17 protein-coding genes and 1 pseudogene are annotated in these 21,287 nt (G+C 62.0%); 15 read left to right on the top strand and 3 right to left on the bottom strand.

Translation table 11 applies throughout. From position 1 onward, the window contains the following. Nucleotides 1-399 precede the first annotated feature (399 nt). The 7 genes from J4H85_RS02595 to nucS all read left to right on the top strand — a co-directional run bounded on the left by J4H85_RS02595 (nt 400) and on the right by nucS (nt 8,401). The gene (locus J4H85_RS02595; protein WP_208236605.1) at nt 400-2,901 is read left to right on the top strand and encodes a SpaA isopeptide-forming pilin-related protein; all 2,502 of its coding nucleotides are present in this window, start codon (nt 400-402) and stop codon (nt 2,899-2,901) included. 64 nt (nt 2,902-2,965) lie between these two features. Next, nucleotides 2,966-4,345 carry a SpaH/EbpB family LPXTG-anchored major pilin gene (locus J4H85_RS02590; RefSeq protein WP_208236603.1) on the top strand — a complete coding sequence of 460 codons (1,380 nt, stop codon included), beginning with the start codon at nt 2,966-2,968 and terminating at the stop codon, nt 4,343-4,345. Beyond that, entirely contained in the window at nt 4,258-5,310 is a 1,053-nt protein-coding gene (locus J4H85_RS02585) for a class C sortase (RefSeq protein WP_307863336.1), read from the top strand. Before J4H85_RS02590 ends, J4H85_RS02585 begins: the two co-directional genes overlap by 88 nt. Before the next feature lie 70 nt (nt 5,311-5,380). Further along, a complete protein-coding gene (locus tag J4H85_RS02580) occupies nt 5,381-6,691 on the top strand; it encodes an MATE family efflux transporter (protein WP_208237309.1) in 1,311 nt (436 codons plus the stop codon). A gap of 27 nt (nt 6,692-6,718) precedes the next feature. Next, entirely contained in the window at nt 6,719-7,240 is a 522-nt protein-coding gene (locus tag J4H85_RS02575; RefSeq protein WP_307863335.1) for a tetratricopeptide repeat protein, read from the top strand. After that, a complete protein-coding gene (locus J4H85_RS02570) occupies nt 7,240-7,674 on the top strand; it encodes a hypothetical protein (RefSeq protein ID WP_208236601.1) in 435 nt (144 codons plus the stop codon). Before J4H85_RS02575 ends, J4H85_RS02570 begins: the two co-directional genes overlap by 1 nt. A gap of 34 nt (nt 7,675-7,708) precedes the next feature. After that, nucleotides 7,709-8,401, top strand: coding sequence for an endonuclease NucS (gene nucS, locus J4H85_RS02565; protein WP_208236599.1), 693 nt, complete (start codon nt 7,709-7,711; stop codon nt 8,399-8,401). 14 nt (nt 8,402-8,415) lie between these two features. Here nucS and J4H85_RS02560 read toward each other — a convergent pair whose 3' ends face one another. Continuing rightward, nucleotides 8,416-9,525 (bottom strand): tyrosine-type recombinase/integrase, encoded by a 1,110-nt coding sequence (locus J4H85_RS02560; RefSeq protein ID WP_243893393.1) that lies wholly within the window; start codon nt 9,523-9,525, stop codon nt 8,416-8,418. Beyond that, nucleotides 9,512-10,222 carry a DinB/UmuC family translesion DNA polymerase gene (locus J4H85_RS02555; RefSeq protein WP_208237304.1) on the bottom strand — a complete coding sequence of 237 codons (711 nt, stop codon included), beginning with the start codon at nt 10,220-10,222 and terminating at the stop codon, nt 9,512-9,514. The genes J4H85_RS02560 and J4H85_RS02555 overlap by 14 nt, the downstream gene beginning before the upstream one ends. Nucleotides 10,223-10,528: 306 nt before the next feature. Here J4H85_RS02555 and J4H85_RS02550 point away from each other — a divergent pair, with 306 nt between their 5' ends. The 8 genes and pseudogenes from J4H85_RS02550 (at nt 10,529) to J4H85_RS02520 (ending at nt 20,502) form a co-directional block, all read left to right on the top strand. After that, entirely contained in the window at nt 10,529-11,086 is a 558-nt protein-coding gene (locus J4H85_RS02550; RefSeq protein WP_208236597.1) for a Chromate resistance protein ChrB, read from the top strand. A 157-nt stretch (nt 11,087-11,243) separates the two neighbouring features. Continuing rightward, nucleotides 11,244-11,420, top strand: coding sequence for a hypothetical protein (locus J4H85_RS02545; RefSeq protein WP_208236595.1), 177 nt, complete (start codon nt 11,244-11,246; stop codon nt 11,418-11,420). Between the two features lie 1,081 nt (nt 11,421-12,501). Then, entirely contained in the window at nt 12,502-14,241 is a 1,740-nt protein-coding gene (locus tag J4H85_RS14325) for a sigma-70 family RNA polymerase sigma factor (RefSeq protein ID WP_208236593.1), read from the top strand. 1,467 nt (nt 14,242-15,708) lie between these two features. Next, on the top strand, nt 15,709-16,629 hold the full coding sequence (locus J4H85_RS02535; protein WP_208236591.1) for a GlcNAc-transferase family protein: 921 nt from the start codon (nt 15,709-15,711) through the stop codon (nt 16,627-16,629). A 178-nt stretch (nt 16,630-16,807) separates the two neighbouring features. Continuing rightward, nucleotides 16,808-18,223, top strand: a complete 1,416-nt coding sequence (locus J4H85_RS02530) for a hypothetical protein (RefSeq protein WP_208236589.1) — start codon at nt 16,808-16,810, stop codon at nt 18,221-18,223. Between the two features lie 359 nt (nt 18,224-18,582). Continuing rightward, nucleotides 18,583-18,720 (top strand): annotated as a pseudogene (locus J4H85_RS14350) (hypothetical protein); the annotation flags it as partial. Between the two features lie 86 nt (nt 18,721-18,806). After that, the gene (locus J4H85_RS02525) at nt 18,807-19,532 is read left to right on the top strand and encodes an RNA polymerase sigma factor (protein ID WP_208236587.1); all 726 of its coding nucleotides are present in this window, start codon (nt 18,807-18,809) and stop codon (nt 19,530-19,532) included. A 649-nt stretch (nt 19,533-20,181) separates the two neighbouring features. Further along, nucleotides 20,182-20,502 carry a DUF7882 family protein gene (locus tag J4H85_RS02520; RefSeq protein WP_208236584.1) on the top strand — a complete coding sequence of 107 codons (321 nt, stop codon included), beginning with the start codon at nt 20,182-20,184 and terminating at the stop codon, nt 20,500-20,502. Nucleotides 20,503-20,590: 88 nt separating this feature from the next. Here J4H85_RS02520 and J4H85_RS02515 read toward each other — a convergent pair whose 3' ends face one another. Then, nucleotides 20,591-21,133, bottom strand: coding sequence for an MFS transporter (locus J4H85_RS02515; RefSeq protein ID WP_208236582.1), 543 nt, complete (start codon nt 21,131-21,133; stop codon nt 20,591-20,593). Nucleotides 21,134-21,287 lie beyond the last annotated feature (154 nt).

Here is a 21,287-nt window from a genome sequence, read left to right as displayed (position 1 = left end):
TTCCGGCCCCCTCGCTCACGCATCTCCCAATCGGTGGCGCTATGCCAATTCTGACAGACATTCGGAGGACGCTGCAGAACGATAGTGACGAGAACAGTGCGAGGTCTGGCGATATATCGAATCGTGATCTTTCGGCGACGTCTGGGCTTTACAGTCGAATTGAGCGGATATTAAGGTTGTGTACAGACTTTGGATGAGCACAAAGGTCACAGTGCGCTTTCCATGATTTTCTCTCGCAACTGATACGCGACGAATCCCGGGGCATCCTTCAGCAGCGGCGTTCCGACACCTCTCGGATCCCGCCCGATCGACCTGCGCCCGGGGGACCCAGTGAGCTTTTACGCCAGACTTCACCGTCGACGTCGAGGCTCCCGTGTCGGCACGGCTCCCCGCACCGTCATGGCATCAGCCGCGGCGGGACTCGCGATACTCGTCGCGATCTCCGGCGTCGGACCCGCGGACCCCCCGGAGGCACTCGCCCTCGACGCTTCGGAATCCCATGGGGATGCCGCCACCGACAGTGAAGGCCAACGACCTGTCGTTCCGGTGTCGGAACCCGATGGCGACCTGGCGGACACCGACGCACCCGAGACCGACGACGCGACGACCGACGACAGCGTCTCGGGCGCGACGGAGGCGGAACCGGCGCCGACACCTCGCCAGCGCCAGTCGCGTGAGGTCGGAGCCCTCGCGGCACTGGCCTGCACGCCGGGAAGCTTCTACTCCGTCTCGGCGACCGGGCAGCTGCGCAGTGTCACCAACGGCACTATCGCCGATGTCGGCACACCAGCCGCGGGCGTGACCAGCTTCAACGGGCTCGGCGTGAGCACGGGCGGCGCCCGAGCAATGGCGTACGAGCGCACCAACTCCAGCCGCACCGCCACCATCTACGACTACAACACGACGACCAACGCCTGGACATCGACCGGCCGTTCGCTGAACACCAACCTCGCCGCGAACGGCGGCTTCACCGGTTCCCTCGTCGCCGGAGCCATCAGTCAGGCGACCGGCGACTTCCTGTTCGGCGGATTCCAGACGGTGACGACCGGCAACACGACGCAGCTGCAGTTCCGCATCTGGCGCTATACGCCCGGGAATCAGTCGTTCGGATACCTGGGATACATCAACGGCGGAAACGTCGCCGCCGGCACCACCGCGAACGGCGACCTCGATCTCGACGCCAACGGCAACATGTTCATCGTGCGCGGCAGCGGCACGAGCGCCGTCATCTACTCGGTGACCGCCGCCAACCTCGCCGCGGCGAACGGCGGCCTGATCCCGTCATCCGCGTCGAACAGCTTCACCGCGAGTACCGACGTCAATGGTGCGGCGTTCGACGCCAGCGGACGTCTGTACCTGGGATCGCAGACCACCGTCGACAGTTTCGCCATGCCGGGGTTCACCGATCGGCGCACCGTGACGTCGAGCCTCGCCGGCAGCACGGACCTCGCGTCGTGCTCGTCCCCGCCGACCATCACGGTGGAAAAAGTGGTGAACGGACGGGCGAAGGCCGAGGATCAGTTCACCATGTCGCTGACGAGCGGCACGATCGCGGTGGCGTCGGCGACGACGGAGGGCACGAGCACCGGAGTGCAGTCCCAGCGAATCGGACCCCTGCCGACCGGACGCGGCACCTCGCTCACCTTCACCGAGACGGCGGCCGGCCAGACGCGCCTCTCCGACTACACCACCACGTGGGACTGCCGCCTCGACGGCGCCACGACGCCGTTCGCGAGCGGCACGGGGACCACGGGAACCATCACGGTACCGAGTTCCGGACAGGCCATCAGGTGCGCGTTCACCAACGCGACGCGCCCCGCCACGACGCGGGTCGACAAGGTCTGGGTGATCGACGGGCAGCGGTTCGCCCACGGGTCGCAGCCGCAGGGGTTCGACGCCACCCTGCGTCTGTCGCCGAGCGGCACGCCGACCGGGGACGCGGTGTGGGGTCAGGTGCGGAGCGGATTCGCGATCGGGCAGCGGATCACGGTCGCGGAAGACACCACCATCGATACCGCGCGCATGCCCGGGTGCCGCGTGAGTTCGGCGAGTCTCACCGGTTCCGGCATCACCGGCAGTGTCGACGCGAGCGCAGGGGCACTCGTGACCCTGCCCGCAGCGGCGAACACCTACACGCTCACCAACACCGTCACCTGCGAGCAGACGCTCACCGTCACGAAGCAGCTGGACCACCGTCACGGCGGGACGCGCATTCCCGCGGACTGGAACGGCCGTCTCTTCGCCGACCAGTCGGGGGCGGGCCGATTGACCTTCGCCTCCGGTCAGACGCAGACCGTGCCGACCGGGAGCTTCGTGATCGGCGAGGATCAGCTCGCCGGGTACGAACTCGGATCCGTCTCCTGCCAGGGAGCGACCTTCAACGCGACGACGCGAGCGGTCACGATCGCCCGAGGCCAGCAGGCTCAGTGCACCGTCGTGAACCGCGACCTGCCCGGCACGCTGACGTGGTCCGTGACCGACCCGTCGGGAACCCCGCTCGCGGGTTCGACGTGGACCCTGATCCGGCCCGGCGGGGCGGCGCCCCTCACGATCGAGGATTGCGTCGCCGCATCCGCGGCGGCATGCACCGGCCCGGATCGCGACCCCGCAGCCGGCGCATTCTCACTGACCAACCTCCCCTGGGGCGACTACGTGCTCGTCGAAGAGCGCGCGCCGGCCGGATTCCAACCGAGTACCGCGCGCTACCCGTTCACGGTATCCGGGGGCCAGCTCACCATCACCACCAGCGCGTTCGTCAATCGGCAAGTGGTGCCACCCACGCTTCCGCGGACCGGCGGTACCGGTTCCGACGGGTTCACGATCGCCGGGGCGATCCTGCTCGGCGGAGGACTCGCCGGCGCGATCGCGCTCTGGTTCAGGCGAAGGGCGGTTCGCCCATAACCCTGCATCTGCTCGGCCGCAGCGCAGCGGCACTCCATCATCACCTTGAAAGGACACCACTCACATGAAATCGAAGAAGTACAGCGTCTGGGGCGTGATTGTCGCAGCGGCAGTCGCGGCGGGCGCCGTCGTCGCGGCTCCGGCCGCCCCGGCGATGGCCAACAACATCGACCCCGCAGCGGATTCGTCGTTGACGATCCACAAGTACGCCGGCCCCGAGAACCCCCGGGGCGACGGCAGTGAGATCGCCGATCCCTCGGGACTCGGCACCCCGCTCAGCGGCGTCGAGTTCACCATCACGCCGGTGTCGGCGCAGGGCGGACAGCCGATCGACCTCACCACGCAGGCCGGTTGGGATCGCGCCGAAGATGCGACGCCGCAGAACGTGCGCGGCGGCGGGTACACGCTGGGCACGCCGGTCACGGCAGTGACCGGGGCGGACGGCACGGTCGTGTCGGATCTGCCGCTGGGCCTGTACCTGGTCGAGGAGACGGATCCGGGCGACAACAACGTGGTTTCGGAGGTCGACCCCTTCCTCGTGACGCTGCCGATGCCGAACCGCGGCGACTGGATCTACGACGTCCACGTGTACCCGAAGAACCAGCTCAACGCCTCGATTCCGCAGAAGACGGTCTCGGCCCCCGCCGGGTTCACGATCGGTTCGCAGGTCACCTGGTCGATCGCCGCTCCGATTCCGCAGCTGAACTCGGGTGCGACCTACACGCAGTTCCAGATCGTCGATCCGCTGGACTCGCGGCTCACCTTCAACTCGGCCACCATCTCCACGGCCGGGTTCGCAGAGGGCACCGACTACACCGTCGCGACCTCGGGCAACACCGTGACGATCACCTTCACCGCTACCGGACGCGGCAAGCTCGTCGCAGGTGAATCGGTCGCCGCCTCGATCACGACCACCGTGAACAGCCTCGGCGCCAACGGCGTGGTGCCGAACCAGGCGACCGTCGTGACGAACGGCTCCTCCGTGGCGACCAACGTCGCGACGACGAACTGGGGTGCGCTGCAGATCGTCAAGCACGTGCAGGGCGACCGCACCTCGCGTCTCGCCGACGCCGAGTTCGCCGTCTTCACCGATGCCGCGGGCGAGAACGAGGTCGCGCGCGGCGTGACCGATGACGAGGGACTCGCGAACTTCAGCCTGTGGACCGGCAGCAACACCGAGGAGCCCCGGAGCTACTGGATCCGCGAGACTCGCGCCCCGGCCGGGTTCGTGCTCGATGAGCGCCTGCGTCAGGTCTCGATCGCGCCCTCGAGCGCCGCCGAGCCGGTCGTGCGCGAGATCTCGAACGTGCAGCAGAACGGCCCCGAGCTGCCCCTCACCGGTGCAGCGGGTCAGCTGTGGCTCACCGTCGGCGGCGCGGCTCTGCTCGTGAGCGCGGTCGGCGCGGCCATCGTGATCTCACGGCGTCGGAAGCAGCACGCCTGATCGCTGAGGGTCACCATCGCGCCGGGGGGCGGCGTCACCGCGCCGTCCCCCGGCGCTGGCGTGCGCCCATCGCGCCGCTCATCATCGCCTGCGTCGCACTCGCGGGGCTGACGATCTGGACGTACCCGTCGATCGCCTCCTGGTTCTCGCAGCTCGATCAGGCTCGAGTGCTCGAGAACGCCGACGAGTATCGCGACCACGATGCGGCCGAACTCCGGGCGTCTGATCGCGAGCAGATCGAACGGGCGCACGCCTACAACGACGCGCTGCAGTCGGGTGCGCGTATCGAAGCGAACGAGCGACTGCCGCTCGGGGGCGGCGAGATCGACGACGACGCCCTCGCGTACCGCTCGGTGCTCGACGACGGCGCCACGGGACTGATGACGCGCGTACGCATTCCGAAGATCGACGTCGACCTGCCGACCTTCCACGGCACCGACGACGCCACGCTGCTCGAGGGCCTCGGTCACCTCGAGGGCACGTCGCTCCCCGTCGGCGGCGACGGCACGCACGCCGTCATCACCGGGCACCGCGGTCTCGCGGACGCCCGCATGTTCACCGACCTCGATCGCATCGACGTCGGCGACACCTTCACCCTGACCACCTTCGGCGAGGTCCTCGCCTACGAGGTCATCGAGACGACCGTGGTCGAACCCGATGAGACGGAGTCCTTGCAGGCGCGGGAGGGCCGCGACCTCGTCACGCTCGTCACGTGCACCCCGCTCGGCGTCAACTCCCAGCGGATCCTCGTGACCGCCGAGCGGGTCTTCCCGACACCGGATGCGGATCGTGAGGTCGGACTCGCCGCACCGGAGGTGCCGCGCTTCCCCTGGTGGGCGGTGATCCTGGGCGGAGGCATCGTGGTGGCCGGTGTCTACGTCTGGCGGTCGGGCCTGGCGCCACGCGCCACCGCACCCACACCCGCACCCGCGGCCTCGACGGAGCCTCCCGCGTCCACTGTCTGAGGCCCGCGCTAGCGTAGATGCCGTGACACCCCTGAACTCGCACCCCGATCGGCGCGGTCCGAGACGCACGATGGATCGCCGCATCGCCGGCCTCGCGGTGCCTGCACTCGGGGCGCTGATCGCCGAACCGCTGTTCCTCATCGTGGACTCGGCCATGATCGGGCACCTCGGTGCCGCGCCGCTTGCGGGGCTCGCGATCGCGAGCGCGATCCTGCAGACGGCTGTGGGACTCATGGTCTTCCTCGCCTACTCGACCACACCGATCGTCGCCAGACGTGCCGGCGGCGGGGACCGCCGCGGGGCCGTGCAGGCCGGCATCGACGGTCTATGGCTCGCACTCGCCATCGGGGCGGTGCTCGGGGTCGCCCTCTGGGTCGCCAGTGGACCGCTCGTCTCGGCGTTCGGCGCCGCGGCGGACACGACGGCGCAGGCCGTCACCTATCTCGCGATCTCGAGCGCGGGCCTGCCGGCCATGCTCCTGGTCTTCGCCGCCAGCGGCTTGCTGCGCGGGTTGCAGGACACGAAGACGCCGCTCGCCGTCGCCACGATCGGATTCACGGCGAACGCGCTGCTCAACTGGCTGTTCATCTACGGGCTCGGTTTCGGGGTGGCGGGAGCCGCGACCGGTACGGTCATCGCCCAGTGGGGAATGGTCGCCGCCTACCTGATGGTGATCGGCCGCCATACCCGCGCCGCCGGCGCAGACCTGCTGCCGCACCGGGACGGGCTGCGCTATGCCGGCCGCAGCGGCTGGTGGCTCTTCATCCGCACCGCCGGACTCCGCGGCGCGTTCCTCGCGACGGTGGCGGCCGCGGCCGCGTACGGCACCGCAGCGACCGCCGGGTATCAGGTCGTCTTCACGATCTTCTCGACCACCGCGTTCGCGCTCGATGCGTTGGCCATCGCCGCCCAAGCACTCGTCGGCGAGGCGCTCGGTGCCCGCGACGCTGAGCGCACGAGATTCATCGTGCGCCGCGTGCTGTTCTGGGGACTCTCGTTCGGGGTGGTGCTCGGCGTGGTCGTCGCTGCGGGAAGCCCGTTCATCGGACGGGTGTTCACGACCGACGAGCCGGTGCTCGCGATCCTGCCCACGGCGCTCATCGTGCTCGGCGTCTCGCTGCCGCTCGCCGGATACGTCTTCGTGCTCGACGGCGTCCTCATGGGGGCAGGCGATGCGCGCTACCTCGCCTGGACGAGCCTCGTGAACCTCGCGATCTATCTTCCCGCGCTCTGGCTCATCGTGACGCTCGTGCCGACGGGAACGAGCGCTCTCGTCGGGCTCACGGCCGGCTTCACGCTCGTGTTCATGGCCGCTCGCGCGCTCACCCTGGGCCTGCGCACGCACCGGGGCCGGTGGATCGTGCTCGGCCCTGTGCGATGAGACTGCAGGTCGGCGTAGTCTCGAAGCGTGAACATCGAGGACTGGGAGCATCGCATCTCCGCGCTCTGGTCGAACACCGCCATCGACGACGACGAGCGCATCACGCTCATGCAGGAGCTCGCGGCATCGGCACCGCACCCCGCGCTGGGGGCGTTCGAACTGGCCGGTGCGCTCGACTCTGCGGGCGACGAGGCCGCAGCTGACCTGCAGTACACCGCCGCGACCCGCGCCGGGCTCGCGAGCATCGACCCTGACCGTGCCGCGCAGTTGGTCGTCCAGCATGCGTCGACGCTGCGGAACCTCAGACGGATCGATGAGTCCATCGCGATGCTGCGCGACGCCCCGGTTCACCCGGCCACCGGAGCCGCGCCGCAGGTCTTTCTCGCCCTCGCTCTGCACAGCGCCGGGCGCTCTGATGAGGCCCTGCGTGTCGCGCTCGAGGCCGTCGAACCCGGCCTGCCTCGCTACCGTCGCTCGGTCAGGGCGTACGCCAGAGCATTGACGGACCATGAGGACACCCGCACTGGCGAGCCGGGTTCGGTCGCCTGATGCTGTACATCTACGCGTGGGCGGCCCGACTGGGCGTCAAGATGCAGGAGCGCGCGATGGGCGCCCCGTCGAGGCGTGGCTTCGCCGTGCTGTTCGGCCTGGAGTGCGTCATGACCGTGGTGTTCGCGGTGGCCCTCGCGATCGTGGGTGCCTGGTGGGCGGTCGCCGTCATGATCGGTGGCGGCGTCGCCGGGTGGGCGACGACCCGATTCCTGGGCGCGGTTCCGCAGTGGGTGCGGGTGGTCGTCATCTGCGCGGTCGTGGCCGGACTGATCGCCCTGGGCGTCTACGCCCAACCGGTGATCGCCGTGGGCATCGCGACGATGTTCGCGTACTTCGCCGGGTGGTTCCTGACGTTCCTCATCTCGCCGGTGCGTGCGCAGCGCTGGCGGCAGGCGACGGCGGGGCGCGCACGTTACCCGGAATCACGATGATGGGCGCGTGAACCCCCGCGGGTAGACTGTTCCGGTGCGAATTGTTGTTGCTGACTGCTCCGTCGACTACGCCGGCCGGCTCTCGGCCCACCTGCCCCGGGCGAAGCGCGTGCTCATGCTGAAGAGCGACGGCAGCGTCCTCGTGCACTCCGACGGCGGGTCCTACAAGCCGCTCAACTGGATGAGCCCGCCCTGCGCACTCACCACGCTCGAACTCGAAGACGAGCAGCATGACGCGGGCATCGTGGAGGCCTGGCAGGTCGTGCACGCGAAGACCGGCGACAAGCTCATCGTGTCGCTCTTCGAGATCATGAGCGACTCGTCGCACGAGCTCGGCGTGGACCCTGGCCTCATCAAGGACGGTGTCGAGGCCCACCTGCAAGAGCTGCTCGCCGATCAGATCGAGCTCGTCGGCGACGGGCACCAGCTGGTGCGCCGCGAATACATGACCGCGATCGGCCCCGTCGATATCCTCGCCCGTGACGCCGCGGGCGCATCGGTCGCGATCGAGATCAAACGGCGCGGCGGCATCGACGGCGTCGAGCAGCTGACCCGCTACCTCGAGCTCATGAACCGCGACCCCGCGCTCGCCCCGGTCCAGGGTGTCTTCGCCGCTCAGGAGATCAAGCCCCAGGCGCGCACGCTCGCCGAGGATCGCGGGATCCGCTGCCTCGTGCTCGACTACGACGCGATGCGCGGCATGGAAGATCACAACACGCTGTTCTGACGTATCCGGCTAGATCATTGAAATCTAGCGGCATCAGTCCGCAGGGAGTCCGCGGGAGCTTCAGGACGGTCCGCGAAGACAGCTGCGACAGCCTGTCGCGACGACTCGTCGGAGTCCGGCCAGAGGTGCCCGTAAATGTCGAGTGTCGTCTTTGCGGACTTGTGGCGCAGGCGCGCCTGGACGACCTTTACATCGGCTCCCGACGCGATCAGCATGGACGCGTAGTAGTGCCGCAAGTCCTGGATGCGGAACCCTGTAGGCAGCTCCTCAACCTTCACCCGCGCTTCTTGAAAAACCTTGTTCGCGATCTTCGGCGTGATCGGTCGACCAATCTCGCTCACGATGATCGTGTCACTCCCCCACTTCGCCGGCATCCGATTGAGTTCGAGCGCGAGATCCTGAGGGATCGGGATCGGGTTCTTTGACTCCTCGGTCTTCAGCGGGTCCGCTGGGTACTGGATCTTGGGCGAGATGACTCCTCGCATGAAGTCCACGTCCTGGACGCGTAGCGCCACGAGCTCGCTACGTCGCAGCCCCGCAAAGGCACCGAGAAGGACGATGCCGCGCAGGTGCTCCGGCAGGGCGTAGTAGATCGCCCAGATCTGCTGGGTGGTCGCAACGTAGGGCCGCTGGTCTGGCATGTCAGGAGAAGTCCGTGTGGACGCCGGCGAGCGCGGGATGAGCCCGTCGTGCACCGCGTCACTGAAGATCTGTGAGAACCGCTGGTACCTGCCGCGGACCGTGGCTTTCGCAAGGCCCGCGTCTTGCATCTCGCGTATCCAGGTCTTCACCTCGGACGGCCGGATGGATCCGAGAGACCGGTCACCGAACTTGGTCTTGATGTGCTTGATCTGGGTCTTCGCCTGCGACACAGATCGTGGCCGCTTCGTGTACCCGGCTATCCAGAGATCGCACCACTCGGAGACAGTGGTGTTGGCGTGCCTGGGGTCAACATACGTGCCGGTTCGGAGTGCCGCTGTGATCCCGTCAATCCAGTGTTGGGCTGAGTTCTCCGGGTCGCGCGGATTGTCCTTGTACTTGAAGTGACGCGCGTGTTCTTTGCCGTGCGCGTCGCGGTAACGGGCACGCCACATCCCATTCGGACGCTTCTTAATGCTGGACATAGTCACCGTCGAGATGGTCGATCAGTTCTTCAAACATGAACTGCTGACTGTGATGCTCGCCCTTCTTGAAACGGCTCGTGGCCGCCCACGCGGACACTACCGGCACCACCAGGCCGCGATCCCTCAGCCTCGTGCTCGCGCGCTGCGCGTAGATCGAAAGCACCTGGCGCATCTGCGCGGGTGTTGTGACGGGCTGCGAGAAGCTGCGGGAGAAGATGAGCTGATCCTGATGCGCGGGCGGCTCATCCTCGACCGGCAGACACGGGATACCGCGCAGCTCGTGCACGGTGCGCTCCATCACCACGGAGAACTTCTTGCGAATCCACTTCGCTTCGGCGTCGCGGAGGTCTTTGGCGGTGTGAATGTTCATCGCCGCGAGTCTCTTCCCGGTGCGGCTGGCGATCCCCCACAGGTCCGTGACGTGCGTCCCATCCATGATGCGGTCCAGGTGATCGGGGGCGTAGCTCCCGAGGTGGCACACTCCCCCAAGCGACAGGTCAGCCTTCGCACCACGCGATGCGAGCTTCGTGAGGGTCTTTGAGCGTGCGATGCCGACGCGCACCGGGATACCGGTGCAGCGCAGCACGTCCTCACGGATGCGCTTACCGGTGGCGATCAGCTCGGGGACGGTGCCGCGGAGACCGATGAACGATTCGTCAATGGAGTAGACCTCTTGCCAGGCGGAGTGCCGGCCGATGACCTTTAACGGTAGTCACGATTATTCGTTCGCAGACAATGCCTTTCAAACACCGCCCCCCAACTGCTTCTGAGTACGCCATGGTCATCTACTGACGGGGCTGCGGATGCGACCCGCAACGTTCTCGAGAGCCACCTCAACATTGAGCACCGAAAACGACCGCCTTCGGTGTGCTTCTATCAGCGAAGATGACAGTTGAAAGGCGCCTTGACGTACCCAGGCGCGAGGCGCCCAGAGTGAAATACCCGCAGACCCAAAGAAGAAGCCGTTGCACAATCTTCGTGTAACAAGTATTACAGTTTTCGCATGACGAATGAAACATTCCAGTGGTTGCTCGTGATCCCTCGTGTCCCCTCAGAACCCTCTCGACATCGCGTCGCGATATGGCGGGAGCTGCGACGCGCCGGAGCCGTCCCTGTCACTTCCGGCGCCTGGGCAATCCCCGACGTGCCCGCATTTACCGAAACCCTCGGTACCGTGCGCGAGCTGGCAGAAAACGGCAACGGCAGCCTGGTTGTCCTTACGGCCGCACCTTACGGCGACGGTGACGTCTCATCGCTGCATGACACATTCGTAGCGGCTCGCACTGACGAATGGAACGAGTTCATCGCAGACTGCGGGAAGTTCACGGCCGAGGTAGATCGGGAGATCACCAAAGAGAAGTTCACGTTCGGCGAACTGGAAGAAGAAGAACAGAGCCTCGAACGACTCAGGCGCTGGCACCGCGACCTCAGCCGGCGCAACGCGATCGCACTTGACGTGGCTCCCACCGCGTCTGAGCGACTGGCCAAAGCGACGGAAAAGCTGGCTGAATTCTCCGAAATGGTCTACGCCGCAAACCTCCCCACGACTTCAGCAAACTGACTGTCGTGCCGTTGGGTGCGCGAACGGCTCGACGTCAGATCCTACCTGCGAAAAGCCGACGTTTCTGGCACTCAGGGGCTCAGAGCTGGGGCCGCGTGCTTGCACTCTCCTCCATCAAGTGGAGACGTGAGCTGCTGGTCAGCCTTAGCCTTGATCTATGACAGTGAAGATCCTCGACGGCGCTACATACTCGATAATCAAGCGACCGCCCGAGCCTGGCAAGCGAGACTACGTGTGGGTCGGAGACGACGGCAACGAAATTGAGCTCACTGCGGAGGAAGCCGCCGAGCTCCTGAAGGACCAACAGTCACGCCCAATCATCGCCCCGAAGTGACCGTCTTCGGCTCATGCGAAACGCAGGGTTTAGTTACAGAGAGATTAAGCGAGACCGTTTCGCTCCCACATCCTCACAGTTACACCTTCGAGTAAGTTTCCCCACACATAAATCATCTTCCTGATGAAGTCTTCTCTTGAATCATCCGTCGAGAGGGATACTTCGGCTATAAATTCGAATCTCTCACAGACTTCCCTCACGGAGCACCGTCTTCCCTTGACTCCAATCGCCTTCAGAACGTTGCAACCAAGCAGAAAGAAGATTTGCAGCACATCGTCTTCCTTCGGAAAGTGTGTCTCAAATGAGTAGCCCTCAATAGGAACAGAAAACACGATCTGATAGGTGGTCTTTCGGCGCACTACGAACACTGTTTACCGCGCGCAATCTGTATCGCATGGAGTTTGCATCTCAAGTTCTTTCGTCTCGATATCTGCGAGTGCTCCTGGAACTTAGCGCGGGGAACACTGAGTTCCAGGAGCACCTCTGATGACTCAGACATCGGGGGAATGCATGAGTCTCTCCGGGCGATACCGGAGCAGAACCCCGTTTCGGGGACTGCGGTGTAGACGATTCTGGGGATGTACCGCCTTCACCGCAGCTGTGTTGCAGGTTGCTAGCGGATCCGCACCTTACGGGGGATCGTGAGCATTTCGCCGGTGGCTTTAGTCGATTTTCCATGTTTTTCGAACAGCTACCGATTCCTGCAGGTATCCATTTGCATCGATCTGGATAGATAAAGAACACCATGATCATTCTTTACATATTTGACTTTGCAAATTAACGTTTAAGGCGTGGGCATCCAAACGGATTTTTCCTGACATCGCCTGATGCCACTTCGGTGGAACTTGGGAAAGTCCTCTCTAAGTCTCGATTCATCGATTTGCAGATCTGTCTCGCTCCACGGACACAATCGAGCCGTGTACTTAAGAGGACAGAAGAACGTGAGTTTCATGACGCGGTTTTGAAGAAGTTTTCTCTAGAACCGCGTGTGCAGCATGAGAGAGCGCTAACAAACGCCTCAGATTAAGGGAGAGAACCTTGAACGCCACCGCACGTTCGTGCCTGTCCAGGTGCTGTTGTGATGCCTGAAGAAGATACGCGTTCGGATTTGGAAGTGATTGCGGACTTCCACGCAGGGATGACTGCAGACTTTTCCGTACTTTGGGAGCGGCATTACAGTGCGGCATTGGTGGCCGCACGGCGCATGTCGTCAAAGCTAGATGCAGATGATGTGGTTTCAGAAGCTTTTCTCAAAGTGTTTGAAATTCTGAAACGGGGTGGAGGACCGCACGGAGCGTTTCGCCCCTACCTGTACCGCGTTATTCGTTCTGTCGTCTCTGACCGGGTGCAGTTGCCTGAGGACCCGAGCGAGACCCTCGAAGTGTTTGCTGCTTCTACGAAGGGATCCCCCTGGGAGGATGAGACTTTTGATGCGGTCACTGCAGGCGCTGCGTTCGCTTCACTCCAACCCCGTTGGCAGACGGTGTTGTGGCACAGCGAAGTTGAAGGTCTTCCTCCACGCAAGATAGGCCCGCTGATGGGCATCTCGGCAAACAGCGTGTCTGCACTTCTGTCGAGGGCCCGAGACGGTCTCAGGTCTGCCTGGGTCGAGGCTCACATTGAACGACGTGGCGCGCCACCTGAATGCTCACAAGCACTGCAAGACTTGCAGCGCTTCAAACGCAACCTATTGACGGCCGCACGATCGCGCACGGTTGAAGCTCACTTGAAGACATGCGACAAGTGTGACCGCGCTTCCCGAGAGATCGAGTACCTCAATAGAAGATTGACCCTCGTGCTCATCACCATCGTGCTGGGGGGTGGAGTCCCGGCGTCAGCGATCCTCGGGCCCGCGAGTGCCGCTCCCGCGCAAGCACTCTTGCCCCAAGATGTGGACCCTCCAAGATGGAACTTCGATGGGATGAAGTCCAACATAGTTGTTCCGGCGGTAACTGTAGCAACCGTAGTGGGAGCTTTAGCGGCGGCAGCATTCTTCTCATTAGGTGCCTCGACTTCTCAAGTCGCATCGGACCCCGATTCCCCACTATCGGGCGAGCGAGACACGTCGGCAGGGTTAGACAGTAAAGATGAGAGTGAAAATGAGTCTGACGAGATGCCTGGAGGCGCTGTTGAAGGACCTCTCGGGAGTCCGGATCAGCCGTTAGATCTACCCACGAACCTTTATGGACCCACCGCTACTCACCCTGCGGATACCAGCAACGGTGCAGTTTACGGTCCAATAGATTCGGGTGCGTTGGATGACAGAATGCCAGCAGATGGCGACGCCACCGCTAGGGATTCCACGGATACCCCCGTTGCGGAGGAACGCCCTCAGTCCGATGCGGGCGACGAGGAGGCGACGGACTCCGACACCTCCGAGCCTCCCGACGCGTCGGACCCGTCTTTGGGTATTGGTCGATCCTGCTTCACCGATCACGGCGATGGGTACCGCCTCATTGGAATGGCGACGCACCCAGGGGCAATTAGAGGACGCATAACTCCCGAGGGATCCGCTACCGGCGTGGACCTGAATGAGTACCTTGTAGTCACTGGCACTGAAGGCAACAACTACGAGAATGTATTGACAGTCACGACTCCAGATCCATATCCATGGTGGCGGACGCCCTCACTGACACCGCTTTCAAAGTGGAAAGGACTCCAAGGATATGACATATCAGAGGTAACAATAGAGCTGCGTTTGCTCACCGCGGATGGTCGGTACTCTGCTTGGACGACGGTGTCACCTCAACCATGTCTACCTTCACGGTCTTTGCAATCGGACGGTGGAGACGAGAATCTTCGCACCGATGATTCAGTGTAAGTTTCAAGGTCTCATCACGCTCACACGAGCTAGCAGCTCCGTCGGAGGGGCGTGCTGATGGATCAACATTGCCTAGGCGACCAGGTCTGACTAAATATGACGAGAACCGTGAACGCTCGCGAACTGTGTGGGTTTACTCAGAGCCACCTTGGCTGCGGCCTTCTCTCAGTCTGACGGATATTACTTCGCTTCGAGTTCCGTGCCCTCTTGCGATCCTCAGGTCGTAAAGGCGCGCGGGCCGGCAATGCACATCACCACCGTGTCAACGCGGTCGGGAGGTTGTCCCAAGCTTCCCCGAAGCGCCCGATTGTTGGTGCAAGTTTCCGAAATGGCTACGAACGAACTGTAAGTGCTCAATCGAACAGAAACTTTTTCATTCGGCCGTCATAAATCCGGTATTTCTTGGTCTTTAATACTGAGGCCACGTTCGGGGAGGCTCGGGAGTGGTCACTTTTCAGGAAGATCATTAGGGGGCAGTATGAACTCAAAGCGGAGATTGACTGGTGCAGCGTTTGGAGTTGCTGTACTCGCCGGCGGTATGTTGTCGGTGCCATCACTGGCTTTAGCAGCTGAGGATACAACGATCACGAAAACCGCTAACGCGAGTCCAGTGTTGGTTGGAGACACCGTTACCTTCACCATTCAAGTGTCGGGATCGCCGGGGGTCCAGTTCCAGTTTGTGGACGAGATCGCAGACTATTCCGGGCATACAAGCGTGAGTCCAGCCATTTCGAATCTTCAACCTTCCAATGATGGAACCACCTTTAGCGCGGACGTCACTGGCACCGAGCTTCGGGTTTCAGGAGTTCTTGGCGCCGAGGGAACGTATACACTCACCTATTCGATGCTCGTGGAGAATCTTGGAGACTCAGCGTTGAGTTCCAACACGTGTGTGATTACTTCTTCACCACAGCCAACCCAGGAAACGAGAATTGCTCCGCCTGCCGATGGGGGCTTCTCAGAAATTGACTCAAACTCGGTCCCCGCTTCATTGGATCCGGTCGCATCTGATGTGATTGAAATTTTTGACGAAGATGGAAACTGTATCCCGGTGGTGATTCCCATCCAGGAAGTCCCCGACCCAGAACCAGAGCCCGAGCCTGAGCCTGAGCCTGAGCCCGAGCCCGAGAATCCCTCAGATCCGAGTGATCCCACCGATCCCACACCTCCGCCCCCGAGCGTCCCCGAGGTTGATGAACCTCCCGTGTCTGAGCCCGAAGATCCCTCGACGGTTCCCGAAAATTCTTCGCCTACTGCAGACACGCGTGAGTCTGCAGTACTCGCTAATACAGGGGCCGATAGCAACCATGTCGCTGCGGTGAGCGTTGCTGGTGGACTTGGGTTAGTTGGTGCCCTCATGCTCGCGCTTCGTCGAAAGTTCGCACGCAGTTAGACGGATTGCTGAGGGACGGGCATTTACCCGCCCCTCAGCACCACTCCGGCTAGCCAGCGAAACAACGGGACTTTATGACACCTGAACGGATCTTTGTAAAGATCGCCGCATACCGCGATCCCGAGCTCTTAAAGACAGTCTCGTCTCTGCTGGCAGCGGCCGAACACCCTCGACGTATCGATTTCGGTATCGTCAACCAGGTCGGCGATGAGACCCGTGGTCAGTTGGATTCGCTGCGCGCGGATGCACGCTTCACCATCTATGAATTCGATTGGACACAATCGCTCGGTCTCGGATGGGCGAGAAACATGTGCGATCAAATGTGGCAAGGTCAAGCTTTTTCGCTACAGATTGATTCGCACATGCGATTCCGACGTGGATGGGATACCCAGTTCATCACTGACTGGCGCAGAACTGCCGACGATATGGCTGTGTTGTCTTGTTATCCCGCTATATACGGCTTCAATGCTGATGGTAGCGAGTTTTACGAACACACCCTCCCACACCAGATTGAGATCCAAACGACCCCCGACGACGGGATCCCGCGACTCCACGCCGGCCCAGATACTGCGCCGCTCACACCGGGCGTGTTCGTAGCAGGAGGGCTGCAATTCAATCAGGGGACGGCATGCCGCGACGTACCTAACCTCCCAGAGGTGTTCTACGGAGACGAGACGGCACATTCGGTGCGGTTGTTCACCCACGGTTACAACGTCTATGCGCCATCCGATGTCACCGCATATCACCTGTACGAGCGCCATAAATGGATGAACGTGCACTACTGGCACCAAGACATGATGCAGGATCCAGCGCTCGCAAGACGCTACCGGAACCGGCATCGCCTCAACATGGACACCATGCGGGAGTTACTCACTGACGAATCTTCAGTATTCGCGGGAACGCATCGTGGGCAAGCGAAGTTCTGGAATTCGCTGCCGAACCGCCCACAACAGGCGGTTTCAAACTCTATTGAAGCGCCTTCAGCGGGACTGTGACCTCAGCGCCCGATACTCCAAACCAGTCACAGACGACACCAGATCACTCCTGAACTTCATATAGAGGCACTGCAGCCGTATTACCGATAATGAGAGGAAAACAGTAATGAACACTCCTTGGAAACGGTGGATAGCGGCTTCTGCCGCGGCTACCGTAGTTGTGATGGGAGCGGTTGTAATGCCGTCCCCCGCTCAAGCGGAAGCCCCTAATCCGCCGGTCGCCGAATTCAACGCTGACCTCTGCGCCGGCTCAACTGATGACGATCCTCGCAATGTTCAGGGTGAAGCTGCCGTACCCGACCTGACACGAGTGTTCGGCTCCCGTCTCGATGATTTCAACTCCGGACTCGTCGTACCTCTGTACGACACGTTTGGAGCGAACGAACTCGACGGCTACCCTGCCGTGTGCGGCGTACGACACGTCGAGGGCGTCGGAGCCGTTTCGGAATGGATGTTCTGTACGGACTATTTCTCGCATGTTTGCAGCGGTGTCAACGAGAATGGTGAGCTCGTCGACATCGATGGGAACCCGATCCCCGGGGTAGAAGCCAAGCCCAACAATCCGAAGCTTTCATCCGACCAAGAGAAGCTCATCTCGTGGCTCATCTCGAACGGTCACGATTACGAAGGCACCGGATACTTTAACTTCAATGGTGTGTCGACCGCAGTACAGGACAGTGGCTCATACGAGCGTGCGGCACTGCAAGTACTCGTGTGGTGCATCAGTGATCCCGTACCAGGAAGCGCCTCAGGTACTGAGGGGGAACGTGCACAAACCTGTGCCGACAACATGGGGCCCGAAGAACAATCTAATCTGCTTGCTCAGATTCCCGAGGAAGCCACTATCACGCTACAGTTCGACGCCCAGCAGGACGCCCTGGAGGTCGGCGACACGGCCGAATTCGAACTCACTACCAACCTGTACAACCAGCCAATTAGAGTGAGCCCGACTGGCATTGCGGGCACACTCGAGGTCGTCGCAGGAGATGCTACCTACGATCCAGCCTCAGGCATTCTGATGGTTACCGGGAGTGATCCCTCCTCTGCAGCCACCATTCGACTCGCGTTTACCGGTGAATCGGCAGGCACTGTTTCCCTTTCAGCTACGGCGCAACCGGCTTCGCCCGCGCACATTGCATGGAATCAAAGCCCCGGGATAGCGGCAGACGGTGTACCTTGCCAGGTGTTCGCAACGTTCTCATCAACGGTGGACCGCACCGTGACCTCCTCCGCCCAGGCAACCTTTATAGAGGATGCTGCGGAATCCGAAGCGAACGCCGACGCCGAGGGTTCCGACAGCGCCGCTACGGCCGAAGGTACCGCTGATGGGGCCGACAGTGACTCCGCGGCCACGGCTAATGCCGATGCTGATGGCACAGCTGACGCTAGCGACTCGGGCGTCAATTCCAATGGCGGAAACAACGATGCCGACGCGTCCTCCAATACTGGTAGCGGCACAGAAGTCAAAGCGGGTGCAGAGTCCCTCGCGAACACTGGTGGGAATTGGTCCGCGCTCATATTCTTCGGTGCGTTGCTACTTTTGGCTGGCGCCGTTACTGGGGTAATCAGCCGAAGGGCCAACGTTCGTAGCTAGATCCTAGAGGGGCTTGGTTCTCGATCGCGGACCAAGCCCCTCTCTCGTATACCTCACCCTGAGCCCATCGTGTGTTGCGATTTGATGGCGCATCGAAAATTCCCTTGTGACTTCGGTTCGCGGACTGCTGCAGTCACGCACCGGAGTGGAAACTCAGATCAATACGAACGACGGCAGGTGCTTATCTCTGTCCACACCTTGGTGGACCACAGCAGCAGCATCCCATTCGACCCGCTCGTGAAGCGGAACGGGCATGCTCCAAACTTAAGAAACACACAAATGTGGCATTGTGTGTATATGGGGCACCCCTATGGCAACGGTCATGAGTAGATTTTGCTGACCACTTACTTGCTGACCACTTACTTGCAAACCTCGAGCTTGCGATCTCGCAAAAGCTCAAACGGAACCAACCGTTCTTCCTAAAATGGGAACGACCTACCAGCGAAGGCAGGGGACGCTTCCTTTTGAATTTCGAGCAACTCTTTCCTGGTCAATAACACCTAAAAATGTCAAACCATTTAGGCGGTAGGTGATACTTTATTGCTGTGCAACGTAACAGTTTTCACCCCCTCGTTAGTTTCGAATGAATGATGAGGATCTTTGCACCCTGACCCGTGGGGGTGCCTCCTGGCCGCTCGAGGAGCTGTGGGATCGGCACTTCTCGGTGACTCGCGCCTGGGCGATGAAGAAGGATCCGGACGCGGGCGAAGACGCGACCGCTGAGGCTTTCGCCCGAGTCTTCGAGGCGTTCCGCTCGGGGGTCGGCCCTGTGACGTCGTTTCGCGGGTACCTGTTCAAGACGGTGGATTCCGCCCTCGTCAAGCATTGGAACGCCGCGCGACGCATCAGCCCGCTCGACGACCTCGGCGAGTTCGCGAACGACGACACCCCCGATCACGCCGACGCCTTGACCGATGACGAAGAACGCAAAGCCGCGGCCGTTGCGCTGCAGGATATTCCGGAGCGCTGGCGCGAGATCATCATCGCGGTCGACGTCGAGCGGCGCCCGGTGCAGGAGGTCGCGGCCGAACTCGGGCTCACCCCGAATTCCGCCTCGGTGCTGCTGAAGCGCGCGCGGTCGGGTCTGCGGAAGGCGTGGATGGAGCGGCTGCACACACCGACCGAATCGTTGCCCCACGACTGCGCGACGGCGGTGCGGCACTTCGGAACGCTGCGCTGGGGCAAGCAGGGCACCCGGGTGCGGTCGTCCACCGAACGTCACCTGGAGACGTGCGAATCCTGCCCGTCGCGCTACCGTCTGTTCCTCGAACGTGCCACCACGGTCGGGCTGGGACCTACTCGTCGGTAATTTTGGCGACTGATGCTCTCGCCGCGCGGCAACAGCGGCGCCCCGAGGAGGGAGCGGGCGATCGGGTCTTCATTCGTGGGCTCGTCGGCGCGTCATTCGTCGACTTACACGCGGTGACGTCGACCGCCCATGTTCCCGTACACACGGAGGATGCGGCCCGACGTCTCGTATCCCTCATGGACCTGATGCGGCCCCGAGCACTCGGGTGAGTCCGCTCCCGCACCCCCCGCATTGCAATTCGACGAGAACACTCCGATCACCGATTTTGTCGATGTGAGCGCGATGGCGCATGAGGTTGAAAACGATAACGACAGCACGCCCCACGTACGCTCTTGAGTAACTGCGTACGTAAACAACTCAGTTCTTCTTCGAGAACCGGGATGCACTATTCGACCCCGACCTCGATGCCTCAGTCGTGCGCGTGTACCGTCGCCTTTGGAGCGGACCTGTCCACATAGACGAGTTAATGCGTCTCGTCAGCGAGATATGCAATTACCTCGGCTCGAAGTCGTCCCAAGGACCTGCAGGACGAGATGAACGCCTAGGTCTGAAAGTGTTGCAGTATTAGTGGGCACAGGGCCCGGCTGAGGATCCGGGAGCGACGATAGGTCCCACATGGTTTACACACAGATGTGGCATCTGTATTGATATGGGACATCTGAACTACAACGGCCATGATTTTGACTTCGATGACCGGTTGCTCGCGCACCTCAAGATCGCGATTTCCCAGAAGCTCAAGCGGGACGAACCGTTCTTCCTCAACTGGGACCGCTCGACGAGCGAAGGCAGCGGGAGAATGTCGCTCTGGGTGTCGAGTGATTCCTCTCTCGTTTTCCGATTCAGCGGTGGGAAGAGCCCCGAAATCAATCCCGTCTGGGTGAGGGTTTTGGAAGACTCCGCAAACTCGATAAAAGGAATGCAACTGTTCACGGAGGAGCAAGCAGAGAAGATCGCCCGCGCTCAGCGGTAGAGCCTAAGGTCTGCCCTGAGAGATCTCCTGAAAGAGCGCAGAAAGCGCGCTGGACGCTAGAACCCTTGGCGGAATGGTTCAATGAGTCTCAGGGCGTTTCGCCGGTAGCGGCGGCGCTTTCAACGACAGGAACAGCAGCCCTGCGCACGAGAAAAGACAAGCAAACAGCCATGATAGAGCCCACTGCAGCGACGACGAATGCTGGAAGAATCCCGACTCTATGGGCTGAAATCGGACTAAAGCCGACTTCCCTGGCTGTGATGGCAGCACCGGTCATCACTGCGATGAACAGTGCCGTACTGACGGCTCCCGCGAACTGCTGGAGAGTGTTCGTAGTAGCGCTACCGCGTGTGTAAAGACGCACAGGAAGCGAGCTGAGTGTATTGGTCATTTGCGGAGTCATCATCGATGCGAGTCCGAGACTCATCGTGAGATGTGCCAACACTACGAACGACACTGGAGTACCCCTGCCCACGAATGTGAGAAGGAACAACGCCCCGCTAAGCACGAAAGTGCCGGGAATAACCAGAGGGCGTGGCCCGAATTTATCGAACAAGGTGCCGATGAACAGTGCCGCAATTCCCATGAGGAGGCCACCCGGCAGCAGAATCAACCCATTCTCGAGCGCCATTAGGCCAAGAATGCTTGGGAGATCACGGTGCATGAACTTGAGTTCCCGGATGTGCTTTTCGCCTCGGGGCGGGTTGACGCGAACGACCTGTCTACCTTGCATGCGTGGTTCTGCGCATGGGGTTTGAAGTCGTCAGAGAAATCCTGCCAGGTAT

The sequence above is a fragment of the Leucobacter tardus genome (genome assembly GCF_017583045.1).
In the GTDB taxonomy this organism is placed as follows: Bacteria; Actinomycetota; Actinomycetes; order Actinomycetales; family Microbacteriaceae; genus Leucobacter; species Leucobacter tardus.
Note: the sequence above shows the minus strand (reverse complement) of the source record. Positions and strands in the feature narration are given on the sequence as shown.